The 25,715-nt window shown below is 70.0% G+C and carries 23 protein-coding genes; 10 read left to right on the top strand and 13 right to left on the bottom strand.

The features are described 5' to 3' along the window. Window positions 1–43 precede the first annotated feature (43 nt). Window positions 44–955, top strand: a complete 912-nt coding sequence (gene ypfJ, locus L2C96_RS27145; RefSeq protein WP_020416467.1) for a KPN_02809 family neutral zinc metallopeptidase — start codon at window positions 44–46, stop codon at window positions 953–955. Window positions 956–1,001: 46 nt separating this feature from the next. On the opposite strand, the gene L2C96_RS27150 is transcribed toward ypfJ, so the two are convergent. Continuing rightward, window positions 1,002–2,483, bottom strand: a complete 1,482-nt coding sequence (locus L2C96_RS27150) for a M28 family metallopeptidase (protein ID WP_020416466.1) — start codon at window positions 2,481–2,483, stop codon at window positions 1,002–1,004. A 75-nt stretch (window positions 2,484–2,558) separates the two neighbouring features. Between L2C96_RS27150 and L2C96_RS27155 the strand changes: the two genes are divergently transcribed. After that, window positions 2,559–3,536, top strand: a complete 978-nt coding sequence (locus tag L2C96_RS27155; RefSeq protein WP_020416465.1) for an NAD(P)H-quinone oxidoreductase — start codon at window positions 2,559–2,561, stop codon at window positions 3,534–3,536. Here the strand turns inward: L2C96_RS27155 and L2C96_RS27160 are convergent. Continuing rightward, window positions 3,533–4,732: a cysteine desulfurase-like protein gene (locus L2C96_RS27160; protein WP_027935623.1), complete on the bottom strand. Its 1,200-nt coding sequence runs from the start codon at window positions 4,730–4,732 to the stop codon at window positions 3,533–3,535. The genes L2C96_RS27155 and L2C96_RS27160 overlap by 4 nt on opposite strands. Before the next feature lie 122 nt (window positions 4,733–4,854). Here L2C96_RS27160 and L2C96_RS27165 point away from each other — a divergent pair, with 122 nt between their 5' ends. After that, window positions 4,855–5,409, top strand: coding sequence for a bacterial proteasome activator family protein (locus tag L2C96_RS27165; RefSeq protein WP_020416463.1), 555 nt, complete (start codon window positions 4,855–4,857; stop codon window positions 5,407–5,409). Between the two features lie 19 nt (window positions 5,410–5,428). Here the strand turns inward: L2C96_RS27165 and L2C96_RS27170 are convergent, their stop codons facing one another. Next, complete coding sequence (locus tag L2C96_RS27170) at window positions 5,429–7,033, bottom strand: hypothetical protein (RefSeq protein WP_237338263.1); 1,605 nt, start codon at window positions 7,031–7,033, stop codon at window positions 5,429–5,431. A gap of 180 nt (window positions 7,034–7,213) precedes the next feature. On the opposite strand from L2C96_RS27170, the gene wzm reads away from it, so the two are divergent. From wzm to L2C96_RS27190, 4 genes are read left to right on the top strand one after another with little or no spacing between them, the layout of a single operon-like run. Then, complete coding sequence (gene wzm, locus L2C96_RS27175) at window positions 7,214–8,170, top strand: galactan export ABC transporter permease subunit Wzm/RfbD (protein WP_020416462.1); 957 nt, start codon at window positions 7,214–7,216, stop codon at window positions 8,168–8,170. Between the two features lie 9 nt (window positions 8,171–8,179). Next, window positions 8,180–8,989 carry a galactan export ABC transporter ATP-binding subunit Wzt/RfbE gene (wzt, locus tag L2C96_RS27180; protein WP_017986208.1) on the top strand — a complete coding sequence of 270 codons (810 nt, stop codon included), beginning with the start codon at window positions 8,180–8,182 and terminating at the stop codon, window positions 8,987–8,989. Window position 8,990: 1 nt separating this feature from the next. Further along, window positions 8,991–9,902 (top strand): galactofuranosyltransferase GlfT1, encoded by a 912-nt coding sequence (glfT1, locus tag L2C96_RS27185; RefSeq protein WP_237338264.1) that lies wholly within the window; start codon window positions 8,991–8,993, stop codon window positions 9,900–9,902. A 47-nt stretch (window positions 9,903–9,949) separates the two neighbouring features. After that, window positions 9,950–10,396, top strand: coding sequence for a nitroreductase family deazaflavin-dependent oxidoreductase (locus L2C96_RS27190; protein ID WP_237338265.1), 447 nt, complete (start codon window positions 9,950–9,952; stop codon window positions 10,394–10,396). Between the two features lie 73 nt (window positions 10,397–10,469). Here the strand turns inward: L2C96_RS27190 and dprE2 are convergent, their stop codons facing one another. Together dprE2 and dprE1 are read right to left on the bottom strand one after the other, a co-directional pair. Continuing rightward, a complete protein-coding gene (gene dprE2, locus L2C96_RS27195; protein WP_237338266.1) occupies window positions 10,470–11,228 on the bottom strand; it encodes a decaprenylphospho-beta-D-erythro-pentofuranosid-2-ulose 2-reductase in 759 nt (252 codons plus the stop codon). After that, window positions 11,225–12,616 carry a decaprenylphosphoryl-beta-D-ribose oxidase gene (gene dprE1, locus L2C96_RS27200; RefSeq protein ID WP_051079482.1) on the bottom strand — a complete coding sequence of 464 codons (1,392 nt, stop codon included), beginning with the start codon at window positions 12,614–12,616 and terminating at the stop codon, window positions 11,225–11,227. The genes dprE2 and dprE1 overlap by 4 nt, the downstream gene beginning before the upstream one ends. A 76-nt stretch (window positions 12,617–12,692) precedes the next feature. Between dprE1 and L2C96_RS27205 the strand changes: the two genes are divergently transcribed. After that, window positions 12,693–13,175 (top strand): GtrA family protein, encoded by a 483-nt coding sequence (locus L2C96_RS27205; protein ID WP_237338267.1) that lies wholly within the window; start codon window positions 12,693–12,695, stop codon window positions 13,173–13,175. A 67-nt stretch (window positions 13,176–13,242) separates the two neighbouring features. Further along, window positions 13,243–15,183: a glycosyltransferase gene (locus L2C96_RS27210; RefSeq protein ID WP_237338268.1), complete on the top strand. Its 1,941-nt coding sequence runs from the start codon at window positions 13,243–13,245 to the stop codon at window positions 15,181–15,183. 629 nt (window positions 15,184–15,812) lie between these two features. Here the strand turns inward: L2C96_RS27210 and L2C96_RS27215 are convergent. From L2C96_RS27215 to L2C96_RS27250, 8 genes are all read right to left on the bottom strand, one after another. Continuing rightward, on the bottom strand, window positions 15,813–16,055 hold the full coding sequence (locus tag L2C96_RS27215; RefSeq protein WP_020416454.1) for a hypothetical protein: 243 nt from the start codon (window positions 16,053–16,055) through the stop codon (window positions 15,813–15,815). Window positions 16,056–16,126: 71 nt separating this feature from the next. Next, window positions 16,127–18,250 carry a DUF8728 domain-containing protein gene (locus L2C96_RS27220; RefSeq protein ID WP_237338269.1) on the bottom strand — a complete coding sequence of 708 codons (2,124 nt, stop codon included), beginning with the start codon at window positions 18,248–18,250 and terminating at the stop codon, window positions 16,127–16,129. 36 nt (window positions 18,251–18,286) lie between these two features. Next, window positions 18,287–19,066, bottom strand: coding sequence for a hypothetical protein (locus tag L2C96_RS27225; protein WP_020416452.1), 780 nt, complete (start codon window positions 19,064–19,066; stop codon window positions 18,287–18,289). A 67-nt stretch (window positions 19,067–19,133) separates the two neighbouring features. Beyond that, on the bottom strand, window positions 19,134–21,092 hold the full coding sequence (locus L2C96_RS27230; protein ID WP_237338270.1) for an arabinofuranosyltransferase: 1,959 nt from the start codon (window positions 21,090–21,092) through the stop codon (window positions 19,134–19,136). After that, the gene (locus L2C96_RS27235; RefSeq protein ID WP_372491273.1) at window positions 21,089–22,105 is read right to left on the bottom strand and encodes a decaprenyl-phosphate phosphoribosyltransferase; all 1,017 of its coding nucleotides are present in this window, start codon (window positions 22,103–22,105) and stop codon (window positions 21,089–21,091) included. The genes L2C96_RS27230 and L2C96_RS27235 overlap by 4 nt, the downstream gene beginning before the upstream one ends. Before the next feature lie 10 nt (window positions 22,106–22,115). Continuing rightward, window positions 22,116–22,637, bottom strand: a complete 522-nt coding sequence (locus tag L2C96_RS27240; protein ID WP_017986196.1) for a phosphatase PAP2 family protein — start codon at window positions 22,635–22,637, stop codon at window positions 22,116–22,118. Next, on the bottom strand, window positions 22,630–23,853 hold the full coding sequence (gene glf, locus L2C96_RS27245) for a UDP-galactopyranose mutase (RefSeq protein ID WP_020416449.1): 1,224 nt from the start codon (window positions 23,851–23,853) through the stop codon (window positions 22,630–22,632). The genes L2C96_RS27240 and glf overlap by 8 nt, the downstream gene beginning before the upstream one ends. Window positions 23,854–23,901: 48 nt before the next feature. Then, window positions 23,902–24,786: an LLM class flavin-dependent oxidoreductase gene (locus tag L2C96_RS27250; RefSeq protein WP_237338271.1), complete on the bottom strand. Its 885-nt coding sequence runs from the start codon at window positions 24,784–24,786 to the stop codon at window positions 23,902–23,904. Between the two features lie 63 nt (window positions 24,787–24,849). On the opposite strand from L2C96_RS27250, the gene L2C96_RS27255 reads away from it, so the two are divergent. Then, window positions 24,850–25,665, top strand: a complete 816-nt coding sequence (locus L2C96_RS27255) for an HAD family hydrolase (RefSeq protein WP_020416447.1) — start codon at window positions 24,850–24,852, stop codon at window positions 25,663–25,665. Window positions 25,666–25,715: the final 50 nt, after the last annotated feature.

The following is a 25,715-nucleotide window of genomic DNA, read 5'->3' on the forward strand; positions in this document are numbered from 1 at the left end:
GACTCGCGGAGTCCGCACCCAGGCTTTTGTGAGGGAGTACGCGGTGAGGTTTGACGAAGGCGCCGGGCTGGACACGTCCGAGGTCGACGACCTCCGCGGCGGCGGTGGCGGCATCGGGAGCCGGGTGGCGCTCGGCGGCGGCGGGCTCGGCATCGTCGGCGTGATCATCTACTTCGTGCTCTCCCAGATCGGCGGGGTCAGCCCGAGCGGCGCGGGCAGCCTCGGCGAACTCGGCGCCGGTCAGCAGGTCAGCAACGGGTCGCTGGCGCAGGAGTGCCGCACCGGCGCGGACGCCAACTCCAACCACGACTGCGCGATCGTCGCGATCGTCAACTCGATCCAGGACTACTGGAGCGACCAGTTCGCCCGCTCCGGCCGCACCTACCGCACCGCGCAGACGAACTTCTTCAGCGGCGGCGTGCGCACCGGCTGCGGCAGCGCCACCTCCGACGTCGGCCCGTTCTACTGCCCCGCCGACTCCGAGGTCTACATCGACCTGTCCTTCTACCAGGAGCTGCAGACCCGCTTCGGCGCGCAGGGCGGCACGTTCGCCGAGGCCTACGTGCTCGCCCACGAGTACGGCCACCACGTGCAGAACCTGCTCGGCACGTCCCGGCGCGTCGGCAACGAGACCGGGCCGACCTCCGGTTCCGTGCGGCTCGAACTGCAGGCCGACTGCTACGCCGGCGTGTGGGCCAACCACGCGACGACCACGCCGTCGTCGACCGGGCGGCCGCTGATCACCGAGGTCACCCAGGACGACATCGACCGCGCCCTGGACACCGCGTCCCGCATCGGCGACGACTACATCCAGTCCAACCTCGGCGGCGGCCAGGTGGACGAGTCCCAGTTCTCGCACGGCACGTCCGCCCAGCGGGAACGGTGGTTCACCACCGGCTTCCAGACCGGCGACCCCGCCCGGTGCGACACCTTCGGGACCAACAACCTGGGCTGACGCGCCACGGGCTCCGCCCGGCGCACGGCCGGGCGGAGCGCACGCGTCACGCCGCGGCCAGCGCCCTCGCCTCGCCGGCGGGAGCGCGGTGCGGCTTCACCGCCGCCTTGCCGGGCGCGACCCCGTTGACCGACTCCGTGCTCAGCGCGAACGTGCCCAGCGTCCAGGCGATCGCGTCCGCGTTGCGGTCCAGCGCCACCCGGTCGACGTTGCCGAGGTTGTCGCACGCCTGGTGGTAGCACGGGTCGTACGCGACGCCCGCCTGGCCGCCCCACTTCGCGGCCTGCTCGGGGGTTTTCACGTCCTCCGCGCCCGTGAACAGGCCACCCGCCGGAATCCCCACCGCGATGAACTCGCCGTAGTCCGAGCGGCCGTCGAAGTCCGTGCCCTCCGTCGGCACACCGCGCGCGTTCAGGTACCCGGTCAGCTCGGCCTCGATCTGCGCCGAGCCGTACGGGCCGGGGCCGGCGCCGACACCGTCGGAATCGTCGCCGTCGTAAGCGAAGTACGCCGCGTTCGGCGAGCCGATCATGTCGAAGTTCAGGTACAGCGCGATGTCCAGCTGCTGCTCGAAGCTCAGCGAATCGACGTAGTGCGTCGAGCCGACCAGGCCGAACTCCTCGGCGCTCCACCACGCGAACCGCACCGCGTTCTCGACCTTCGGCTTTCCGCCCAGCTGCAACGCGATCTCCAGCAGCGCCGCCGAACCGGTGCCGTTGTCGTTGATGCCGGGGCCCTCCGGAACGCTGTCCAGGTGCGCGCCGGCCATCACGACGTTGTCCTTGCGGCCGGTCTTCGTTTCGGCGATGACGTTGTAGGACGTGCGCGGCTCCTGGAACTCCCGCAGGTCCAGCGTCACCGTCGCGCCGTTCTGCCCGGACAGCGCCTGCCCGTCGGCCTGCGAGATGCCACCGGTCGGGATCCGCGCCGCCGCCGGGTCGCCCAGGGTTCCGTTCAGCGGGCCGGCCTCGTTGTTGTAGATGATCGCCGCGATCGCGCCCGCGTCCGCGGCGGCCGCCTGCTTCTGCGCGAACGGGCACGCGCCACGCGACACGAGGACGATCCGGCCGGCCACGCCGGTGTAGTCGGTGACCTCGCAACCGGGCGTGGCGTCGACCGGCACCACGGCCAGCGGGGCGGTGATCCCGCCCTCCGGCGTGGACACCGTGTACGTCATGACGGTGATCGGCACGTCGGCGCCGTTGACCGTCAGCTTCTCCTCGATCGTCTCGGTGAAGATGAACGGGAACTCCTGCCGTGTCACCGAATAACCGGCGGCTTCGAGCTTGCCCGCGATGTACTCGGCGGAGGCGGCGTGCCCATCGGTGCCTGCGGCGCGGTTGCCGTCGTTGCGGTCGGCGATGCGCTGCAACGCGATCAGGTGCCGGTTGATGGCACCCACGTCGGTCTTCTTGACGAGCTGGTCGGGTAACGGGGACGGGGCTGCGATCGCGGCCGGGGTGGCGGCCGTCGCCAATGCGGCGGTCAGCACCAGGGCGGCGAAGGATCTCTTCGGCCGAAGTGACATGAGGAGTCACTTTTGTCCCGATCCGCGTGGAGGTCAATCGTGCATTCGGTGTACCCCGGCAATAGGGTCGGGCACATGCATGCGATCAAGCTCCGTGAACCCGGCGGCCCGGACAACCTGGAGTGGGTCGAGGTTCCCGATCCGCGGCCGGGCCCCGGCGAGGTCCTGCTCGACGTCGCGGCGAGCGCGGTGAACCGGGCCGATCTGCTGCAGCGCCAAGGCAACTACCCGCCGCCGCCCGGGGCGAGCGACATCCTCGGGCTCGAGTGCTCGGGCACGGTCGCCGAGCTCGGCGAGGGCGTCGAGGGCTGGCAGGTCGGCGACGAGGTGTGCGCGCTGCTCGCCGGTGGCGGTTACGCCGAACGCGTCGTCGTGCCGGCCGGTCAACTGCTGCCGGTGCCCGGCGAGGTCGACCTCATCACCAGCGCCGGCCTGCCCGAGGTCGCCTGCACCGTGTGGTCGAACGTGGTGATGCACGCGAACCTGGCCGAGGGCGAGGTGCTGCTCGTGCACGGCGGCGCAGGCGGCATCGGCACCCACGCGATCCAGGTGGGCAAGGCACTCGGCGCGACGGTCGCGGTCACCGCGGGCTCGGCCGACCGGCTGGACCGCTGCCGCCAGCTCGGCGCCGACATCGCGATCAACTACAAGGAGCAGGACTTCGTCGAGGTCCTCCGCGACGAGACCGGCGGCGCCGACGTCATCCTCGACAACATGGGCGCGAAGTACCTGGACCGCAACGTCAGCGCACTGAAGACGAACGGCCGCCTGGTGATCATCGGGATGCAGGGCGGCGTGAAGGGCGAGCTGAACATCGGCAAGCTGATGGCCAAGCGCGCGAGCGTCGCCGGGACCACGCTGCGCGCGCGGCCGGTGGACGACAAGAGCCGGATCGTCGCGGACGTGCGGGAACGGCTGTGGCCGCTGGTCGCCGAGGGCGCGGTCCGTCCGGTGATCGGTCAGGTCGTGCCGATGTCGGAGGCGGGCAAGGCGCACCAGGCCCTCGAGGAGGGCGGCGTGTTCGGCAAGGTGCTGCTCTCGGTCCGCGGCTAACGCAGTTCTTCCAGCACCCGCACCAGCTGGTTGACCTCGAAGACGTTGGAGTAGTGGGCGAGCGCTATCCGCACCGCGCCGCCCACCTCTCCGACGCCGAGCGCGGCGAACACGCCGCTGGTGCCGAGGTCGGCGAACGCGCACAGGCCCTGCGAGGCCAGGTACTCCGCGACCTCCGGCGCCTTCTTGCCCATGACGGTGAACGCCAGCGCGGGGATGCGGCGCATCGCGTCGCCGATGACCATGACGTGCCGCAGCGCGCGCAGTTCGGTGCTGAGCTGGGCGAGCAGCCCGGCGTGGTACGACTTCGCCGAGCCGAGCGAGGTCACCAGCCGCTCCCGGCGGGAGCCGGTGGCCGCGTCGTCCAGGCCGGCGAGGTAGTCGATCGACGCGACGAGCCCGGCGAGCAACGGGTACGCGTGCGGGCCCAGCTCCAGCCGGGCGGGGCCGCGGGCGCCGGGGTCGAGCGAGGCGGACGGGAGCCGTTCCAGCAGGTCGGGGTCGCGGAAGACGAGGGCGCCGACGGCCGGGCCGCCCCAGGCCTGCGCGGACACCACGAGCACGTCCGCGCCGAGCGCGTTCATGTCCAGCGGCAGGAACGGCGCCGCGGCGGTCGCGTCGACGACCACCAGCGCGCCGACGCGCTTGGCGAACTCGGCGATCGTGGGCACGTCGGGCCGGGTGCCGACCGCGCCCGATGCGGCGGTGACGGCGACCGCCTTCGTGCGGGCGTTGACCAGGTTCTCGTACTGCCAGGCCGGCAGCTCGCAGTTCTCGATGTCGATCTCGGCCCAGCGCACGACCGCGCCGACGCGTTTCGCGCCGTGCGTCCACGGCGCGATGTTGGTCTGCTCGTCGAGGCGCGAGACCACCACCTCGTCGCCCAAGGTCCAGCGCTCGGACAGGGCGTCGACGAGCCGGCGCAACAGCACAGCCGCGCTCGAACCGAGCACGACACCGGCCGGATCGGCACCGACGAGATCGGCCACCGCCCGCCTGGCCGCGGTCACGATGCTCTCCGCGCGCTGGGACGCCGGGAACGCGCCGCCCGGGCCGGAGACCGGGGCACGCATCGCCGTCGACACGGCCGAGGCCACCTGTTCGGGTACCAGCATTCCGGCAGGGCCGTCGAAGTGGATCCAGCCGTCACCCAGCGCGGGGAACAACCCACGAATTCGAGCGACGTCGAACGCCATGGACAACACCGTACGGACGAGTAGTTTCGCAGTGCGTCCGGGGTTGGGCTGTCGCCGACCGCGGGCCGGCGCGACCGCTAGGCTCGAACACAGCGCGTCGACGAACCAGCCAGGATGGAGCAATGACGGAGCCGAAGTTTTCCGAGTCGCCCTCGCCCGACGAGCAGCCCCACCGCGTGGTCGTGGTGGGCCCGGACGGTTCGCCGGTGGGCACGGCCCGGATCCCGCGGGAGGACGACGAGCACCAGGAGTCGGTCGGTGACCTCGTCGAAGAGCCGGCGAAGGTCATGCGGATCGGCACCATGATCAAGCAGCTGCTGGAGGAGGTGCGGGCCGCGCCGCTGGACGACGCGAGCCGCGACCGGCTGCGTGAGATCCACCAGACCTCGATCAAGGAGCTGGAGCAGGCGCTCGCACCGGAGCTGCAGAGCGAGCTGGAGCGGCTGGTGAAGCCGTTCACCGACGGCACCACGCCGTCCGACGCCGAGCTGCGGATCGCGCAGGCCCAGCTGGTCGGCTGGCTGGAGGGCCTGTTCCACGGCATCCAGACGGCGCTGTTCGCGCAGCAGATGGCGGCGCGGGTGCAGCTGGAGCAGATGCGCCGCGGGCTGCCTGCCGGGCGCGGCGGCCAGGAGGGCCAGGCGCCGGGGATCAGCGGGACCGGTCAGTACCTGTAGCGGAGCGCCCGCGCGCGGATCACCGGTCGGCGCGCGGGCAGACCACCACGTCGTCGTTCCTGATCGCCCGTGAGCAGTCGAACCGCCCCTCGACCAGGCCGGCGGCGTCGATCCAGAGCGGCTGGACGACGACGTACCGGACGGACGGGTCGGACAGGCAGGCGAGGTTCTCCGCGTAGCTCGCCGTGTCCCGCGCCGACGGCAGGTCCATGCCCCGCCGCAGGTAGGCCGGCGACGGGTAGCGGCACGGCGTCGGGTTGCCCATGAAGTAGGCGATGTCGCCGAACGCCAGGTAGGCCACCGGGGTGTCCGCCCCGATCCGGTCGCGGACGGCCAGCATCTCCTCGGTGAACTTGTGCTCGATCTCGACGCGGCCGGCGTTGGTGTAGTCGGCGTGGACGCCGTCGAACGAGTACGGCGTCGTCGGCAAGATGGGCACCGTCAACGCGAGCACCCCGACCAGCACCGGCACCGACAGCACCTGCCGTCCGCCGCGGCCGGGTTCGAACGCGCAGGCCAGCGCGGCCACGACGGCCAGGCCGGCGAGCAGGCCGTAGGCGAGCGCGCCGTGGCCGGAGCGCCACGCGTAGGACGCGCCCAGGCACACCCGCGCGGCGAACAGCACCACGACCGTCGCCCCGACCAGCGCCCACGGCGGGCGGCCGCGCACGAGCGTCCAGCGTGCGACGGCGAGCGCCCACAGCCCCGCGGCCAGCGGGACCCAGGCGGCCAGGTGGTACTGGTACCACTGCCCCCGCACCACCGCCGCGCCCAGCACGAGCGCCAGCGCGAGCACCGTCAGCACCGGCCAGGCCCAGCGCCGCCGGGACACGCGCACCAGCACCACCAGGGCCGCCGGCAGCACCGCGACCAGCGGCACGAGCATGGCCTCGTTGGCCGCGAACCGCACGATCGAGCCGAAGTCCCGGGCGGCGCCGTCGTTGAGCAGCCACGCCTCCCGCAGCCACCGCCACTCCCGCGGCGCGAGCAGGCTCAGCCCGAACAACGCGAGCCCGGACACCACGGCGGTGATCCCGGCGAGCGTCGCGCGCCGTCGGTCCAGCACGGCGATCACGCCGAGCGCGATCAACGCGGTGGGCAGGGTGGCGTACCCGACCAGCGCCGCCAGTGCCAGCAGCAGCCCGGCGAGCAGGCTCGACGTCCGCAGCGCGGCCCCGATCGCGGCGGTCCCCAGCACGGCCGCCACCCACTCGGGCTGCAGGAAGTCCCAGTTCGGGGCCAGCGCCAGGGCCAGGCCGACGGCCGCGGCCACCGCCGACGCCTCCCCGGACGGCAGCCGCTGACGCAACCCCGCGCGCAACCACCACGCCGCGCCCGCCGTGAGGGCCAGGGCGACCAGCCGGACCAGCCCCTCGCCGACCCCGACCGAGCCCACGTCGAAGACGCTCAGCCCCTCGGCCAGCCAGCGGTACGCCAGCGGCCGGTGCACGAACGTGCCGGTCGCGCCGAACGGGCTCACGTCCAGGCCGCCCAGCACGTACCGGACGTCGTGGCCGAGCCCGATCCACGCGGCCGTCAACGCGACCGGCAAGGCGGCCACGGCGGTCCACACCCAGCCGCGGATGGGAGCGCGGCGCTGGGGTTTCTCGGTGGTGGTGGTCATTCAGCCGGCCTTTCGCCAGGTTGCCCGTTTTCGGGTGCGCACCCCGGGCGAGAGTACGCGCCGGACGCACACGCTGCCGTCACGGACGGTGGCACAGCGTGATTTCGCCCGATGATCAGCCAAATCGGGCGTCTCCGCCCTGCCCGGAGTGCGCGTGTCCCGCTCGCTACGCTAGGTCCCGTGCAAGCCACCAGCACGGTCGACCAGACCAGCGAAGATCTCGCCCGCGCGGCTGAGCTTCCGCCCTTGTCGGACAGCCGCACCTTCGGGCGCGCGTTCGGCGACATCAAGGAAGGCCTCCGCCAGCGCGAACTGTGGAGCCACCTCGGCTGGCAGGACATCAAGCAGCGGTACCGCCGGTCGGTGATCGGCCCGTTCTGGATCACCATCAGCCAGGGCGTGATCGCGCTCGGTCTGGGGCTGCTGTACTCGCAGCTGTTCAACATGCACATCCAGACGTTCCTGCCCTACATCAGCGCGGGGTTCATCGTCTGGGCCTTCATCAGCGGCTGCCTGACCGAGGGCATGGAGACGTTCATCGCGAACGAGGGTCTGATCAAGCAGATCCGCGCGCCGTTGACCGTCTACGCGCTGCGCACGGTGTGGCGGCAGACGCTGATGTTCGCGCACAACCTGATCGTCATCGTGGTCGTGGTCGGCATCTTCTTCGGCAGCCTGAACCACGACTACGCGCTGTCGCAGAGCGGCATGTGCATGCCGGACAACATCTGCCACCCCGGCATCGGCTGGTACACGCTCACCGCGATCCCGGCGTTCTTCCTGCTGGCGTTCAACGGGGTCTGGGTGACGCTGCTGCTCGGCATCATCTCCACGCGCTACCGGGACATCCCGCAGGTGATCAACTCGCTGATCCAGCTGCTGTTCTACCTGACGCCGATCGTCTGGCCGATCGACCAGCTCAAGTCGGGCCAGCGCGGTGGCAGCGTCAGCTGGGCGGAGCCGATCATCCACCTGAACCCCATCTACCACTTCGTCCAGATCCTGCGCGCGCCGCTGATCGGGCAGGCCGTCAGCCCGTGGAGCTGGGTCGCCGTGGGTGGCATCACGGTCGTGGGCTGGCTGCTCGCGCTCGTCGCCATGCGCAACTACCGGTCCCGCGTCTCCTACTGGGTGTGAGAACGACCAATGGTCAGCATTGATGTGCAGAACGCGTACGTCGACTTCCCGATCTTCGACGCCAAGACGCGGTCGCTGAAGAAGAAGGTCCTCGGCAAGGTCGGCGGCAAGATCGGCACCGAGTCGAAGGTGCCGATCATCGAGGCGCTGCAGGACATCACCCTGTCGCTGCGCGAGGGTGACCGGGTCGGGCTGGTCGGCCACAACGGGGCGGGCAAGTCGACCCTGCTGCGGCTGCTGTCCGGCATCTACGAGCCCACCCGCGGCCTGGCCCGGGTGCAGGGCAAGGTCGCGCCGGTGTTCGACCTGGGCGTCGGCATGGACCCGGAGATCTCCGGCTACGAGAACATCATGATCCGCGGCCTGTTCCTCGGCATGACGCGCAAGCAGATGGAGAAGCGGGTCGACGACATCGCGGAGTTCACCGAGCTCGGCGACTACCTGCAGATGCCGCTGCGCACCTACTCGACCGGTATGCGGGTGCGGCTCGCGCTGGGCGTGGTCACCACCATCGACCCGGAGATCCTGATCCTGGACGAGGGCATCGGCGCGGTCGACGCGGCGTTCCTCAACAAGGCGCGGGACCGGCTCGTGGATCTGGTGAACCGCTCCGGCATGTTGGTCTTCGCCTCGCACGCCGACGACCTACTCTTGGAGCTGTGCACGACGGCCATCTGGATGGACGAGGGCCGGATGAAGATGCGGGGCGGCCTGCGCGAGGTGCTCACCGCGTACAAGGGCCGGGACCCGTTCGAGAACATCAGCGCGGAAGCCGCGCAGCGGATCGACGCCGCGCCGGCGGTACAGGGCGGGGAGTGACATGAGCGGTCCGGAGCAGGCTCCGATGCGACCGGGCGGTGTGGCGGCGGTGGTCGTCACGCGGCACCGCCGTGAGCTGCTCGCGGACTCGCTGAAGATCATCGCCGCGCAGACCCGGCCGGTGGACCACCTGGTGGTCGTGGACAACGGTCCGGACCAGCCGGCGCGGGACGTCGTGGAGTCGTTCCCCGGGCAGTACACGTACCTGCCGTCGCACCACAACCTGGGCGGCGCCGGCGGGTTCGCGCTCGGGATCCTGCACGCGCTCGCGCTGGGCGCGGACTGGGTGTGGCTGGCCGACGACGACGGCCGCCCCGCCGACGAGACGGTGCTGGCGGTGCTGCTGGAGGAGGCCGAGAAGCGCGGTCTGGCCGAGATCTCGCCGATGGTCACCAACATCAACGCGCCGGAGAAGCTGGCGTTCCCGCTGCGCCGGGGCCTGACGTGGAAGCGGTCCTCGGCGGAGCTGGGCACCGACTTCCTGCCCGGCATCGCGTCGCTGTTCAACGGCGCGTTGTTCCGGTCGTCCACCCTGGACGTGGTCGGGGTGCCGGACCTGCGGCTGTTCGTGCGCGGCGACGAGGTCGAGGTGCACCGGCGGCTGGTCCGTTCCGGACTGCCGTTCGGCACGTCGCTGCGGGTGTCCTACCTGCACCCGGACGGTTCGGACGAGTTCAAGCCGATGCTCGGCGGGCGGTTCCACGCGCAGGACCCGGAGAACGAGGTCAAGCGCTACTACACCTACCGCAACCGCGGCTACCTGCTGTCCCAGCCGGGGATGCGCAAGATCGGCGCGCTGGAGATCCTGCGGTTCGGCCTGTACTTCGTGGGCGTGAAGCGCGACCCGGGCGCGTTCGTGCAGTGGCTCAAGCTGGTGCGCCAGGGGCAGCGGGAGCGCTTCTTCCGCTACTGATCGTCGGTGGCAGGAATAGCACGGCCGCCGACCGCCTTGTGCTGGACATGAGTGATCCCTCCGGGGGAGAGTACGCACCGAGCCCCACTGACTGGGTCCGCGAAGCCGTGGAGAGGTTCGAGACGTCCAACGGCGAAGCCAACCTGAACGAGCCCGGCGGCGGCGCGATCATCGTGATCACGACCGTCGGCGCCAAGACCGGCAAGATCCGCAAGTCGCCGATCATGCGGATCGAGAAGGACGGGAAGTACCTCGCGGTGGCGTCCAACGGCGGCGGCCGCGCGAATCCGGGCTGGGTCAGCAACATCCGCGCGCATCCGGTGGTGGAGTTGCAGGACGGCCCGGTCAAGAAGACCTACGTCGCCCGCGAGCTCGACGGCGAGGAGCGGCGCGAGTGGTGGGAGTACGGCGTCGTTGTCTGGCCGACGTACCTCGAGTGGGAGCGGAAGACCGACCGCCGGATCCCGCTCCTGTTGCTGGAGCCGCTGGACTGAAGCGGCTTCCGACCTGCTGAACGTGAAAGGCCCCGGACACCTCGAGCGCCCGGGGCCTTTCGCGTGGAACCGATCAGATCGGCAGCTTGCGGAAGATCGGTCGCGGCACGTGCCGCAGCACTGACATCACCGCGCGGAACGCGCCGGGCGCCCACACCAGGTCCTTGCCCTTGCGCGCCGCGTCGACGGCGATTTCGGCGACCTGCTCGGCGGTCTGCTCCAGCGGCGCCTTGCCCAGGCCCTCGGTCATCTTCGTCTTGACCTGGCCCGGCCGCACGACCGTCACCTTTACGCCGGACGGCGCCAGCGCCTCGCCCAGGCCCAGGTAGAACCCGTCGAAGCCGGCCTTGGTCGAGCCGTACACGAAGTTCGACCGCCGCACGCGCTCACCGGCCACAGAGGACAGCGCGATCACCGAGCCGTGGCCCTGCTTCTTGAGCTTGTCCGCCAGCGCCACGCCGACCGACACCGCCGCGGTGTAGTTCACCGTGGCCAGCTCGACCGCGGTGGCGTGGTTCTGCCACGCCTCCTCGTTGTCGCCGAGCAGGCCGAACGCCACCACGGCCACGTCGATGTCACCCTGCGCGAACGCCTGGTCCAGCACGGCCGGGTGGGAAGCCGTGTCCTTCGCGTCGAAGTCCACTTCGGACACCGTGGCGCCTGCCGCGCGCAGCTTCTCCGCGGCCAGCTTGCGCCGCTCGGACGCCCTCGCCGCCAGCACGACGCGCAGTTCGGGCGCGTCCGCGAGGTACTTCTGCGCGATGGCCAGCGCGATGTCCGACGTGCCGCCGAGCAGCAGCAGGGACTGGGGGTTGCCAACAGCGTCGATCACAGTTCAAGCCTCCGGCTCATGTCGGACGCGAACACGCCCTCGGGGTCGACCGACTGGCGGATCTTGCGCCACTCCTCCAGCCGGGGGTACATCTTCGCGAAGGTCTCCGGCGTGGTGCGCGAGTCCTTCGCGGTGTACAGCCGCCCACCGGCCGCCAGGACGTCTTCGTCGAGTTCGGTGCAGAAGCGGCCGAGGCCGTCCTTGATCGGGAAGTCCACCGACAGCATCCAGCCCGGCGACGGCCAGGACAGCGGCGCGCGATTGCCCTCGCCCATCCGCTTGAACACGTTCAGGAACGAGTAGTGGCCCGACGTCGCGATCTTGCGGCACAGGTCCTTCAGCGCGTCCTCCCGGCCAAACGGCACGGAGAACTGGTACTGCAGGAAACCCTTGGAACCGTAGGCGCGGTTCCACTCGCTGAGCATGTCCAGCGGGTGGTAGAACTGCGTCAGGTTCTGGATCTTGCCGCGCGCGCCCTTCTTCGGCACCGTGCGCTGCCAGATGTTGTTCAGCATCCCGAACGTCAGCTTGTTGCCGAGACCGTTGGGGAACACGTCGGGTAGCGTCATCAGCTGCGGCGCGTCGAACTTCAGCGGATCGGCCTGCAGCTTCGGCGGCAGCTGGTCCAGCTTGGCCAGCGAGCCGCGGGAGAACGTGGCCCGGCCGAGGCGGCTGTCGGAGTTGATGAGGTCCGGCACCGACATCGAGTAGTCGTAGTTCAGGTCGGACCCGTTGCTGAACAGCTCCAGGGTCTCGTCCAGGCTCGACGTGCGGTCCGCGTCCACGATGAAGTAGGCGCTCTCGGTCTTCTTCATGCGGATCTTCGCGCGCACGATGATGCCGGTGAGGCCGATGCCCGCGACCGTCGCCCAGAACAGCTCCGACTCGGGGCCCTCCGGGGTCAGCGTGCGGATCTGGCCGTCCGCGGTCACCAGGTCCATCGACAGCACGTGGTTGCCGAAGCTGCCCGCGCTGTGGTGGTTCTTGCCGTGGATGTCGTTGGCGATCGCGCCACCGATGGTCACCTGGCGCGTTCCGGGCAGCACCGGGACCCACAGACCGTACGGCAGCGCGGCCTTCATCAGCTGGTCGAGGCTCACCCCGGCGTCCAGGTCGACCTCTCCGGTGTCCGGGTTGATCGAGTGGATCGTGTTCAGGGCGGTCATGTCGATGACGAGACCACCGGCGTTCTGCGCCGGGTCCCCGTAGGAGCGGCCGAGCCCGCGGGCGATGACGCCGCGCTCGCCGGCCTGCGCCACCGCGCGGGCGATCGTCTCCACGTCCGGCGTGGTCAGCACGTCTGCGACGGTCGGGGCGGTGCGACCCCACCCGGTGAGTGTCCGCCGCTCGGTATGCGGTGTCGTGTTCACCCGGACCAGGGTAACCATCCCCGGGGGGCGGCTTTGACCGAGGCGCTTCTACACTTTTCCGGTCCTGGAAATCGCACGCTGGCGAGGTAGTGCAGTGGTGTCTACGGAACCGCAGGAGCAGGCAGTGACCGCGAAGGCGAGCCCGGGCCTGCTCGGCCAGTTGGTGCGATTCGCGCTGATCGGCGGATTTTGCGCGTTGCTCGATCTCGGTACCTACACCGTGTTACGAGCGATCGGACTTGATTACGCTCCGTGGGACACGGTGGCGCGCGCGATCAGTTTCATCGTCGGCACCACGACCGCCTTTTTCCTTAACCGGAAGTTCACGTTCTCCGGCGGCCGCAAAGACGGCAAGGGTCAGATCGGCGGCTTCGTCCTGCTGTACGGCGTCACTTTCTTCGTGGCCGTCGGCATGAACGCGCTGATGTTGCACGTGCTCGGCGAGTTCGCGTTCAAGCCGACCGTCGCGTGGGTGATCTCGCAGGGCACCGCGACCGCCATCAACTTCGTGATGCTCAAGTGGGTTGTCTTCCGCGAACAAGGTGTGACCGATGTTTCGCCGGAGTCCGGCTCGTGATTCCTTCACAGGTGACCCGTGTAACTTGGCTGGCGCTAGTCGGATTCCCCTGGAGGACTGAGAACTGATGGCCGGCAAGACTGCCGCGGGACAGCCTGCCCCCGCGAAGGCGAAGACCAACGGAGCCCAGGCGATGCAGGACCAGACCACGTTCGCCGAACACGTTCCGCAGGGCCGCCTGACCGCGCAGCGCGGGCTGTACGCCGGGCCGTCGCCCATCGTTTCCAAGGACCTCTACTCCGAGGTGCTCGAGGGTGTCGTGAACCGCGGGCGCGACGGCGTGACGCTGGAGCCGTCGGCGCGCGTGTCCGGCAACACCTACTTCGGCCGGTTCCCGGCCAGCTACTGGCAGCGCTGGACGAAGGTGCGCCAGGTCCGGGTCGAGGCGGTCGTGAGCGGGGCGGGCCAGCTCGCGGTGCGCGCGTCCGACGTCGAGGGCGAGCCGCGCACGATCGAGGCGCGCGAGGTCGAGGGCGCCGACGGGGCGGTCGTGGCGGTCGACGTCAAGATCGACAAGTTCTACGACGGCGGAGCGCTGTGGCTGGACCTGGAGACCCAGGCCGGGCAGCGGCTGACCGTGGAGCGGGTGCGGTGGACCGTCGAGCCGCCGGAGAAGATCCGGCCGACCGCGGTGACCATCTGCACGATGAACCGCGCCGACGACTGCCTGAAGAACCTGCAGGCGCTGGCCGGTGACCTCCAGTCGCTGGACACCCTGGACGCCATCTACGTCGCCGACCAGGGCACCGACCGCGTCGACTCGCGCGACGGGTTCGCGCAGGTGGCGGCCGACCTCGGCGACAAGCTGAAGTACATCACCCAGCCGAACCTCGGTGGCGCCGGCGGTTTCACCCGCGGCCTGTACGAGGTGGCCGGGCACACCGAGACCGAGCACGCGAACGTGCTGTTCATGGACGACGACGTGCTGCTCGAGCCGGACCTGGTCGTGCGGATGACGGCGTTTTCGAACATGGCCGCGAACCCGGTCATCGTCGGCGGGCAGATGCTGAACCTGCTGCACCCGCACCAGCTGCACGTGGGTGCCGAGTACGCGCGGCTGGAGAAGCTGGAGCCGGGGGTGCCGGTCGAGCACAGCTTGCACACGGCCGACCTGCTGGGCGTGGACGAGGAGACCGGCGAGCCGAACCGCCAGGAGAAGCGGCTCGACGCCGGCTACAACGGCTGGTGGTCGTGCCTGATCCCGTACGAGGTGGTCAAGGCCATCGGGTACCCGATGCCGTTCTTCTTCCAGTGGGATGACGCCGAGTACAGCTACCGGGCGCGGGCGCACGGCTTCCCGACGGTCACCCTGCCCGGCGCGGGTGTCTGGCACGCGGACTTCCACTGGAAGGACTGGGACGAGTGGCACCGGTACTTCAACCTGCGCAACTCGATCATCACCGCGGCGCTGCACAGTGACTTCAACCTGAACGTGGTGTGCCGGACGCTGATGGCCCAGGTCGTGCGGTACCTGCTGGGCATGCAGTACGGGTTGACCCACACGCTGATCAAGGCGGTCGAGGACTTCCTGGAGGGCCCGTCGATCCTGGAGGACGGCGGTGTCGCCGCGATGCAGGAAATTCGAGCCATCCGGGCCCAGTACCCGGAGACGAAGCGTCACGACGCCACCGAGGTGCCCGGCATCGCGTCCAACGACATCGGGATCATCAACGCCGCGCCGCGGCCCGCGCTGCAGCGGCTGATCCTGGTGAAGCGGGTCTTCGACCGGCTGCGCGGCCGGTCCCGGTTCGCGCTGGGCGCCGTGCCCAATGATGAGGCCCACTGGTGGCACGTGGCGCTCTTCGACACGGCCGTGGTGACCGACGCGTCCCAGGAGGGCGTGCGGGTGCGCAAGTACGACCGGGAACGCATGTTCGAACTGGGCAAGCGCGCGATGAAGACCCTGAACCGGCTGCGCAAGGAGGGGCACGCGGTGCAGGCGCAGTACAAGCGCGCCCTGCCGCAGCTCACGAGCCGCGAGAACTGGAAGCGGTTGTACCGGCTCTGAGGTTTTTCGGCTTTTGGCCGGCCCTGCTGCGTTGCGGCAGGGCCGGTTTTGTTTTGGGGTGTTTGTGAGGTGGGTGGGGGTGGTGGCGGGGCGGGGTTGGCTGGTGGGGCGTGGCTGGGCTTGTCGTGGGCGCGCGGTTGGGCTTGTCGCGAGCGCGCGGTTGGGCTTGTCGCGAGCGCGCGGCTGGACCTCTCGCGGCGCGTGCCTGGGCTTTTCACGAGCGCGCGGTTGAGCTCCTCGCGGGGGACGAGGCTGGCCCGTTCGTCGCGCCTTCGCTGGGCCGCTCGTGGGTGCCCGATCGGCCCCCTCGTAAACGACGGCTGGGCCAACCGTGCAGCCACCACTGGCCGCTCGCGTGGGCACGAACCGTTCTCACGTGGCACTGCCGCCGAACCGTCCGGGTCGCCACCACTTGCCCACTCATGCGGGCGCGACCGGTCTCCACGTGCCATCGCCCCTGGGCCACTCGTGTGACCGCGACGGGCTCCCACGTGCCATCGCCGCTGGGCCAACCGTGCCGCCACCGCTGGGTCGCTCGCGCCCGCATGAACGGCACCCACGTGGCGCCGCCGTTGGGCGGCTCGCGCGGCCGTGGCGGACTTCCCTGCCGAACCGGGCCGGCGGGCGGGTCAGCGCAGGCCGAAGACCTTGTTCTTCCGCTGCAGGTCATCGATGTACGCGACGGCCACTTGGCTGAAGTTCACGCTCACCTTTGCCCCCTCCTTGGTCTTCACCGTCTGCACCGAGCCGTGCTCGAGCAGCAGGTGCAGCTCCTTTTCGAGCTCTTCGACGTCCTCCGGCGGCAGCGCGAACAGCAGCGGCTCACCGCCGGTCGCCAAGTGCAGGACCAGTGCGGGCTTCTCGTCACTCATGCGTCCAGCACACCAGCCGCCGATCTTGTTCGGCAACAAAGTTCGCGCACAGCAGAGGCGCGAACCCCGGTCTACTGGCTCAGCCAGTAGCCGTACGAGGTGTAGTCCGGGTAGGGGTTCAGCAGCGGGCGCGGCTGCTGGATCTCGACCTCCACCGATGGCCCCGTCACCAGCTCGGCCGGCACCGTGAAGCTGTACGTCGACCACGTGCCCTGCTGGGAATCACGCGTCCAGACGCCCGCCTCCACGCCGTTGACCAGCACCCGCATGTCGAACACCGTGCCGTGCATCGCCGTGCGGGACGTCAGCGTCAGGGGGCGGCCGGGCACCAGGTTGTGCGCCGTGAACCTCTCCCCGCCGACGATCGGCCTCGCGCTGTCGATCACGTCGCCCACCCGGCCCAGCGACGTCCACGGCTGCGTGCCCACCTGGGCCAGCACCGGCCCGTACCCGTGCTCCCCCTCGCTGCGCAGGTCACCCACGTTCACGTAGTCCCGCAGCTCACCGGGCACCGCCTGGGAGTCGCCGCTGCCCGCCAGCGACCAGTCCGCCTCGTACACGTTCAGCCAGCGGAACGGGACGATCAACCGCCCACCCAGATCCGGCTGGGCCTGCACCTCGAAGCTCATCTCCGACGGCGTCCGCAACACCCCGACGTCCTTCAACGGCTCCATCGACGGCCCCGGCCACGGGTCGTACACCGCGAAGTACTCCGGCCGCTCCGCCGCGGGCAGGTGCTTCAACGCCTCGTACAACGAACCCGTGCCGTTGTTCGCCGGCGCCGCGAAACCGTTCGTGCCCAGGCCGATCAGGTCCAGCACCCGGTGCCCGCCGAAGTACGCGACCGCGCCGACGTCCTTCACCGCCACCACCGAACCCGGCGGCAGGTTCCCCCGCACCCACTGCGCCACCGACACGTCCGTGTCGCGAATGGCCGCCGTCGCCCGGCCGAACCGCACCGACCAGCTCGGCAGCGTCGCCAGCGACAACACCAGCACCACCACCAGCGCGCCGTGCAGCGAGATCCGCCGCGCCCGCTCCCGCGCCGCGATCCGGCTCAGCCCGTACACGCCGATCACCACGAACAGCACGAACACCGGCATGAACGGCTGCACGTACCGCAGCTCGTGCACCAGCGCGGTGTTCAAAGTGGACACCGACACCAGGATCAGCAGCAACCCGGCCGCCAGCGCGTACAGCATCGGCCGCCACGTCGGCCGCGTCAGGAACACGTAGACCATCCCCGCCGCGAACACCAGCAACGCACCCGGGAACGCGTAGTCCTGCCCGTCGAAACCCAGGAAGATGCTCACGAACGCCCGCGCGTTCGCCATCGTGCGGTCCGCGAACTCGCTCAGCCAGAACACCGGCCGGTCGTGCAGGAACGACTTCGACTGGATGCCGTTCGCCGACGCCGTCCCCGTCGCGATCTTGTAGAACAGCAGTTGCGCCACGCCGACCGCGATCGGCAGCAGTGTCCACAGTGCCCGCAGCACCGTCCGCCGTGGACGCGTCATGTGCCGGTGCGCCCACACCGTCCACAACGCCGCGAACGCGAGCGTCACCGCCAGGATCAGGCCCTCGGTCCGCACGAGCGCCAGCAGGCCGCCCAGGATCGGCGTCCACCGGAACCGCGCCCACGGCTGCTCGGTCACGAACGCCAGCAGCGTCGCGACCACCAGCAGCATGACCAGGCCGACCTCCATGCCACTGGCCGAACCCCACGCCAGCGGCCCGCTCAACGCGACCAGGACACCCGACCACACGCCGACCGAACGCGACACCAGCTTCGTGCCCAGCACCGTGACCAGCCCGGTCGCCAGCGCGAAGCACAGGATGCCGAACCCCATCGCGAAGGCCAGGAAGAACGTGCCGTGGAACCCCACCAGGTACGCCGCACCCAGCACCAGCGCGTACAACAGGCTGCTCGCCCCGGCGCTGATGTCGTCGCCCGTGTTGAACTGGAAGAAGTGCCCCAGTCCCAGCTGCCGCCCGTACTGCAGGTGGATGTAGACGTCGTCGAGCGGCGCGATCAGCTTGCCCTGGTTCCACGCCATGCCACTGGCCACGAACACCACGCCGACCAGCGCGGCCAGCGCCCCGGTGAGCCAGAACTCCGGATTCCCGGGCAGCGACCGGCGCGGCCGGCGAGCGGTGCGGTCGACCTCGTCTGAAACGTCCAGAACCTGTGTCACTTCACGCACACGCCCGGGCCTGGTTCCGTGGTTGCCTCATCGGGCCAGGCTATCCCTCGACTCACGCCACTGGTCGAACAGCAGGTCCCGGTGGACCTCGTGGTAGCGCGCCAGGTCGAAGATGTGCACCGTCTTGGACCAGCGGCCGTCCGGACCAGGGCGGAACCCGTCGGCCTCGGCGCGCTCGAAATCGCTGCCCAGGTAGTGCACTCCGACCGAACCGTCCAAAGTGATCCCCGCTACCTCACACGACGAACCGAGGTACTCCGCGCGCGTGCTCACCTCGGCGACCCGGCCGCCTTCGGTCTCCAGCACACCGGACCGCGGGCGGCCGCTGACGACCGCGGCCTGGCCGTTGGGCCAGCCGCCGTGCGGCGTGATGCCCTCGACCGGCCGCGCGAACCGCGCCGCCCGCCACCGCGTGAACAACAAGTCGTTCTGCCGTTCCGCGTAGTCACGCAGATCCCGCATGTCGACGGTCTTGTAGTACTCGTAGGAGTTCTCCTGGACGAAACCGTTGATGGTGGCCCACTCGTGGTCCCATTCGGCATCCAGAACGCGTGCGGTGCCGTTCTCGTACGCCGCGTCGACCATCACGCGGTGGTCCCGGTAGGTGGCGTAGACCTGCACCGAGAAAACGCGTTCACACATCTCCACCGGAACCGGGCCGGCGAGTTCCTGGCGCGGGAACGGCGCCGGTCTCGCGTCCCGCACCTGCGGGAAGTGCACGTAGTTGTCGCCCGCCGCATACGAAACCGGGTGCGCGACGCCGTCCACGACGGCGATCGTGCCGGTGCGGTACAGGGGGTAGGTCACGCCGGAGCCCCCTCTGCGTTTCCGATCAACGGGTGTGTGCGGAGCAGTTTACGAGAAACTCACACATTCAGCTAATCGGTGGTGCCGAAGAGTCCACGATCACCGTGAACGGCCCGACGTCGCGCCGCTCGAACTCGGGCGCCGAGAACAGTTCCGGCGCGAATTCGACCTCGTCGACGCGGATCGGCACGGCACGCGGGAACGTGTCGGACACGACCGGCGCCAGCAGTTTCCCGTCGTCGCCGCGGCGCAGCACGAAGACGTTGGGCGCCTCGTGCGGGTTCGTCCGCAGCCGCGCGAGGAGGTCGGCCGAGTCCCGGGCGGTCGCCCAGGACCGGATCTCGTCGTTGCGCTGCGTGTAGCCGGCCAGCGGGTTCGCGTAGTGCGGCGTGGTCTGCTGGAAACCCCAGTACGGCTCGAACGACAGCAGCCGGTCGTGCGCCGAGAACACGATGTTGCCGGTCGGCGGCCGACCGGTCAGCTCGGCGATCGTGCTGATCAGCTGCGGCGTCCAGTACCCGTCCTGCTGTGGGTCGTGCCCGAAGCTCGCGGTCCAGCCGTCCGGGTAGTAGTCGGACTCGGCGGTGTCCACCGAGTCCTTCATGGTCGTGCCCACGATCGTCTGGGACACCGATACCGCGCCGAGCACGGCCAGCGCGAACGCGACCGTCCGCACCGGGCGGACCCGGCCGATCAGCCTCGGCAGCACCCGCACCAGCTCGACGAGCGCGAACACGCCGGCCACCGCGAGCACCACGTCGACGGTCACGATGAACCGGAACGACAGCAGCGTGGTGCGGACCAGCAGCGCGAGGTTCGACAACGCGAACCAGGCGTAGACCAGCGCGGTCAGCACCAGCATCACCAGCGCGACCGGGTCGCGGCGGGCGCGCAGCACCAGCCACACCAGACCGGCCAGGCACAGCACGCCGAACGCGCTCGCCGAGGTGAACGGCATTGGGAAGTAGGCGCTGATCTCGGGTAGGAAGTGCGCGGCGACGTTCGGCTTGCCCAGCCCGCCCGCCAGGATGAACGGGCCCCACGTGATCAGGGCCAGCACCGCCGTGACCACGCCGATGACCACCAGGCGCAGCAGCAACCGCCGCACCACGGGCCACGGCTGCTGCCCCGCGCGGACGTCCAGCGCGAGCACGACCAGCGCCAGCACCACCACGGCCGCCACGCCGTACGCGACGTGCAGCGTGTAGGTGACCGCGGAGAAGCCCAGGTAGACGCCGATCAGCAGCAGCGTCCAGGCCGGCACCCGCTCACGCGAGCGCAGCGCGTGCCAGGCCAGCAGCATGACCGGCGGCAGCCACGCGGTGGTCGGCCAGGCGTACGGCTCCTCCGGCCCGAGGGCGACGAACCCGGCCAGGATCGTGGCGACCGAGGCCAGCAGCGCCATCCGGCGCCGCACGACCAGGCTCCACAACACGAACGCGACCACCCCGGACACCGCGGCCCAGGTGATCGAGTACGGCTTGTAGGCGGCCCAGCCCTCCAGCCCGAGCAGGTTCGCGAACCGGCCGCCCAGCCAGAACCAGCCGCCCGGGTAGTAGGCGGCCAGCCCGTGGTAGTTCACATCGGCCAGCCCGGCCGTCTCGGTCAAGCGCTCCAGGTACTGCAGGCGGAACGTGTTGTCCACGCTGGAGCCGCCGAGGAAGAACCGGGTGCCCTGCAGCGGGATCGCCAGCAGCAGGGTGGACAGCGCGGTCAGCGCAGCCCAGCTGCCGCCGAGGCGCACCCACAGCGGCCAGCGGGCCGCGCCGCTGTAGACCAGCGACCCGAACAACACGACGACGATCACCGCGACGGCCAGGTTGACCAGCGCGTCCGGCACGTACGTGCCCGGGTCGACGCCCAGCTTGTTCGAGCCGAACTGCAGGACCAGGCTGAACACGACCGCCGCGACCGTGCCCAGCACGAGCTCGGCCAGCGTGCGGCCGGGTCCGAGGCGGGTCAGCGCGGGGCGCGGTGCGGGTTCGGTCGACGTGCCGCCGCCGGGCCGGGCCAAGGTGGTCGTCACAGGTAGAAGGTGATCCCGAGGGTGGCGACCCACAGCACGCCGAGGACCTGCAGGATCCGGTCCTTGAGCACGATCTCGTCGGGCGCGCCCGCGGTGCCGCCGTCCACGTCGACCGCGTAGCGCAGCACGGCGATCACGAACGGCACCATCGAGATGACCGGCCACACGGACTGGTCGGCGCCCTCACGCAGCTCGAACGCCCACAGCGAGTACGACATGATCAGGATCGCCGCCGCGGTCGCCCACACGAAACGCAGGTAGCTCGCCGAGTACTTCTTCAGCGACGAGCGGATCTTCGCCCCGGTGCGCTCGAAGAGCATGATCTCGGCGTAGCGCTTGCCCGCGACCATGAACAGCGAACCGAACGCCGTGACCAGCAGGAACCACTGCGACAGCGCGATGCCGGCGGCGACACCACCGGCGATCGAGCGCATCAGGAAGCCGGACCCGACGATCGCCAGGTCGATCACCGGCTGGTGCTTGAGGCCGAAGCAGTAGCCCAGCTGCACCGCCTCGTAGACCCCCAGCACGATGGCCAGTTCCGGGCTCGCGAGGAACGACAGCCCCAGGCCGACGCCGAAGAACAGCACCGCGGCCGCGTACGCGACCGGCACCGGCACGATCCCGGCCGCGATCGGCCGGTTCCGCTTGGTCGGGTGCGCCTTGTCGGCCTCCACGTCGACCGCGTCGTTGATCAGGTACACCGACGACGCGACCAGGCTGAACGCCACGAACGCGATGACCGCGTCGAGCAGCACCGAACCGTTGGTGATCTGGGCCGCGGTGAACGGCGCGACGAAGACCAGGACGTTCTTCGCCCACTGCTTCGGCCGTGCGGTCTTGGCGACGCCGAGGACCATGCCCACCGGGCCGCGCTTGGCCGCCGGAGCCGGTTCGGTCGTCGTCTCGGCCGGCTCGGCCGTCTCCGCCGACTGCGCGGTCTTCGCCTCGGCCGTTTCGCTGGTTTCGTCCACGATCTCGGCTTCCGCGGCGTTGTTCACTGATTTGGTCACGGGTGGTTCCCTACCCCTTTTTGCGGATTTTCCTGCGCAGCAGACCTCCGACCACACCGCCGAGCGCGGCGCCGGCGAGCACATCGGTCGGGTAGTGCACCCCCAACACGAGCCGGGACGCCAACATCGGCGGGACGAGCGCGGGAACCAGGTTACGCCCGGTCAATCCCGAGTAGAGCACCGCCGCCGCCGTAGTGGACGTGGCGTGCGAGGACGGGAAGCTCAACCGGCTCGGTGTGCCCACCAGGACCTCGACGCTCGGGTCCTGCGGGCGGGGCCGCCGGACCACGCGCTTCACGGCGATCGACGCGCCGTGCGCGCCCACCACGCCGGCGGCCGCGACCAGCCAGTCCTTGCGGCGCTTGCGGTCCACCGCGGCACCGACGAGACCGGCGGCGAACCACCCGATCGCGTGCTCACCGAAGTGGGACAGGCCACGGGCGGCCTTCACGGTGGCCGGGCGCTTCAGGGCGCCCTGGACCTTGGAGAGCACCTCGATCTCAGCGGCGCGCTCCGGCTTCTTCTCAAGCATCGATGCTCCCGTCCAGGGGGGCGCCCTCGGTCAGGTGCGGGGCGATCTTGTTGTCGAAGACCGACAGCGCCGAACCGATGGCCATGTGCATGTCCAGGTACTTGTAGGTGCCGAGGCGGCCGCCGAAGAGCACGTTGCGCTCGCGCGCCTCGGCCTTCGCCAGCTCCCGGTACCGCTCCAGCTTCGCCCGGTCGTCCGGGGTGTTGATCGGGTAGTACGGCTCGTCGTCGTCGTTCGCGAAGCGCGAGTACTCGCGGACGATGACCGTCTTGTCCTTCGGGTAGTCGCGCTCCGGGTGGAAGTGGCGGAACTCGTGGATCCGCGTGAAGGGGACGTCCTCGTCGTTGTAGTTCATGACGGACGTGCCCTGGTAATCACCCGTGGGGACGACCTCCTGCTCGAAGTCGAGCGTGCGCCAGCCGAGGCGGCCCTCGGAGTAGCCGAAGTAGAGGTCCAGCGGGCCGGTGTAGACGGTCGGCGTGCCTGCCGGGATGCGGTCGCGGACGTCGAAGTAGTCGGTGTTCAGGCGGACCTCGATGAGCTCGTGGTCGGCCATCCGCTCCAGCCAGGCGGTGTAGCCGTCGACCGGCAGGCCCTCGTAGGTGTCGTTGAAGTACCGGTTGTCGAAGGTGTAGCGCACCGGCAGGCGGGTGATGTTGCCCGCGGGCAGCTCCTTCGGGTCGGTCTGCCACTGCTTGGCGGTGTAGCCGCGGAAGAACGCCTCGTACAGCGGGCGGCCGATGAGCGAGATGGCCTTCTCTTCGAAGTTCTGCGCGTCCGCCGTGTTGATCTCGCTGGCCTGCTCGGCGATCAGCGCGCGGGCCTCGTCCGGCGTGTGCGACTTGCCGAAGAACTGGTTGATCAGCGCCAGGTTCATCGGCAGCGGGTAGACCTGCCCCTTGTACTTGCCGAACACGCGGTGCTGGTAGTTCGTGAACTCGGTGAACTGGTTGACGTAGTCCCAGACCCGCTTGTTCGACGTGTGGAACAGGTGCGCGCCGTAGCGGTGCACCTCGATGCCGGTCTCCGGCTCGGCCTCGGAGTAGGCGTTGCCCCCCAGGTGGGAACGCCGTTCCAGCACGAGCACGCGCTTGCCGAGCTGGCTGGCCGCGCGCTCGGCGACCGTCAGCCCGAAGAAGCCGGAGCCGACGACGACCAGGTCGTACCCGGCGAATTCGGCGTCGGTGACGTCAGTGTTGCTCGTGTGCTCGCTCACGGGAAGCGAGGGTACCGACGCTACTGAGGGCAATCGCACCCACATTCACTATTGCGCTTCGCGCAGGCCCGGGAGCACGTCGGCCACCACTTCTTCGAGCACGGCCTCGCGACCGGCGTACGGACCGGACGAACGCGGCCAGTGCACGACCACGTCGGTGAAGCCGAGCTCGGCGGCGCGACCGGCCGCGTCGGTGAACGCCTGAGCGCTGACCAGGGAAAACACCGGGGACGAGTCGAGGCTGAGGTACCGGTGGACGTCCTCACCCGTCCGGTCGTTCTCGGCCAGCACCTGGTCGAAGCGCCGGGACAGCTCGGCGACGCCCTGCCACCACTCGTCGAGCGTTTCCACCCGGGGACCGGTGGTCACCCAGCCGCCACCATAAGTTGCGGCAACTTTCATCGCGCGCGGCCCGTTGGCGGCGATCAGGAACGGAATTCGCGGCCGCTGCACGCAACCGGGCAGATTGCGGGCGCCGCGGGCCGTGTAATAGGTGCCCTCGTAGTCGAACCCGTCGGTGATGAGCAGGCCGTCCAGCGCCTCGACGAACTCGGCGAACCGGTCCGACCGCTGACGCGGGGTGAGCTCCTCGCCGCCCAGCACGCCCGCGTCGTAGCCCAGGCCGCCCGCGCCGATGCCCAGGATGAGACGACCGTCGGCCACGTCGTCGAGGGTGATCAGCTCGCGGGTGAACGGCACCGGGTGGCGGAAGTTGGGCGAGGCGACGAACGTGCCGAGCCGGATCGTGGAGGTCACCATGGCCGCGGCGGTCAGGGTGGGCACTGCGGCGAACCACGGGCCGTCGACCAGCGTTCTCCAGCCGAGGTGGTCGTAGGTCCAGGCGTGGTCGAAGCCGTACTCCTCGGCGGCCCGCCACTTCGGCTCGGCCGCCCACCACCGGTCCTCGGGAAGAATCACGATGCCAACGCGCACCGGCCCACGCTATCGGTCAGCACCGACAATCCGTCGGCCCGGACCCCAGGGGACAATGGGGGTGTGGAGAAACCCCTGCTGATCGCGTCGGATGTGGACGGCACCCTGCTCGACCCGATGGAACGGATGTCCCCCCGCACCGCCGCCGTGCTGCGCCGCGCCACGGAAGCGGGGATCCCGATCGTGCTCGCCACCGGCCGCCCGCCGCGCTGGATCCCGTCGGTGGCGCAGGCCGGCGGCCTGACCGGTTACGCAGTGTGCGCGAACGGCGCCGTGCTGTACGACATCGGCAAGGACGAGGTGGTCGGGGTGCACGGCGCGCTGGAGCCGATGATGCTCAACGACGCCGTGCACGAGCTGACGAAGGCGCTGCCGGGCGCCGGGTTCGCCGCCGAACGGGTCGGCCGCCGCGCGCTCGACCCCGACGTCGAGCACCTGGTGGTCGAGCACGGCTACCACAACCCGTGGGGCGACGGCGAGGGCGTGCCGGTGTCCCGGGCCGAGATCGTCGGGCGGCCTGCGGTGAAACTGCTGGTCAGCCACCCGGACATGACGTCGGACGAGATGGCGCGGGCGGCGCGCGCGGTGCTCGACGAGTCGGTGGACATCACGTTCTCCGCCAGCGGCGGGCTGATCGAGATCGCGGCGCACGGCATCACGAAGGCGACCGGGCTGGCCGAGGTTGCCGAGCGATTCGGCGTGCCGGTCGAGCGGATCATCGCGTTCGGCGACATGCCCAACGACCTGGAGATGCTCAAGTGGGCCGGGCACGGCGTGGCGATGGCCAACGCGCACCCCGAGGTGCTGGCGATCGCGGACGAGGTGACGAGCCCGAACAGCGAGGACGGCGTCGCGCAGGTGCTCGAGCGCTGGTTCTAGGTGTGTTGTTTGGTGAGGTTGGTTCCGCGGCTGGCTGGGGTGTGGCCGTC

Origin of the sequence: Amycolatopsis tucumanensis (genome assembly GCF_021654135.1) — a bacterium.
GTDB lineage: Bacteria > Actinomycetota > Actinomycetes > Mycobacteriales > Pseudonocardiaceae > Amycolatopsis_E > Amycolatopsis_E tucumanensis.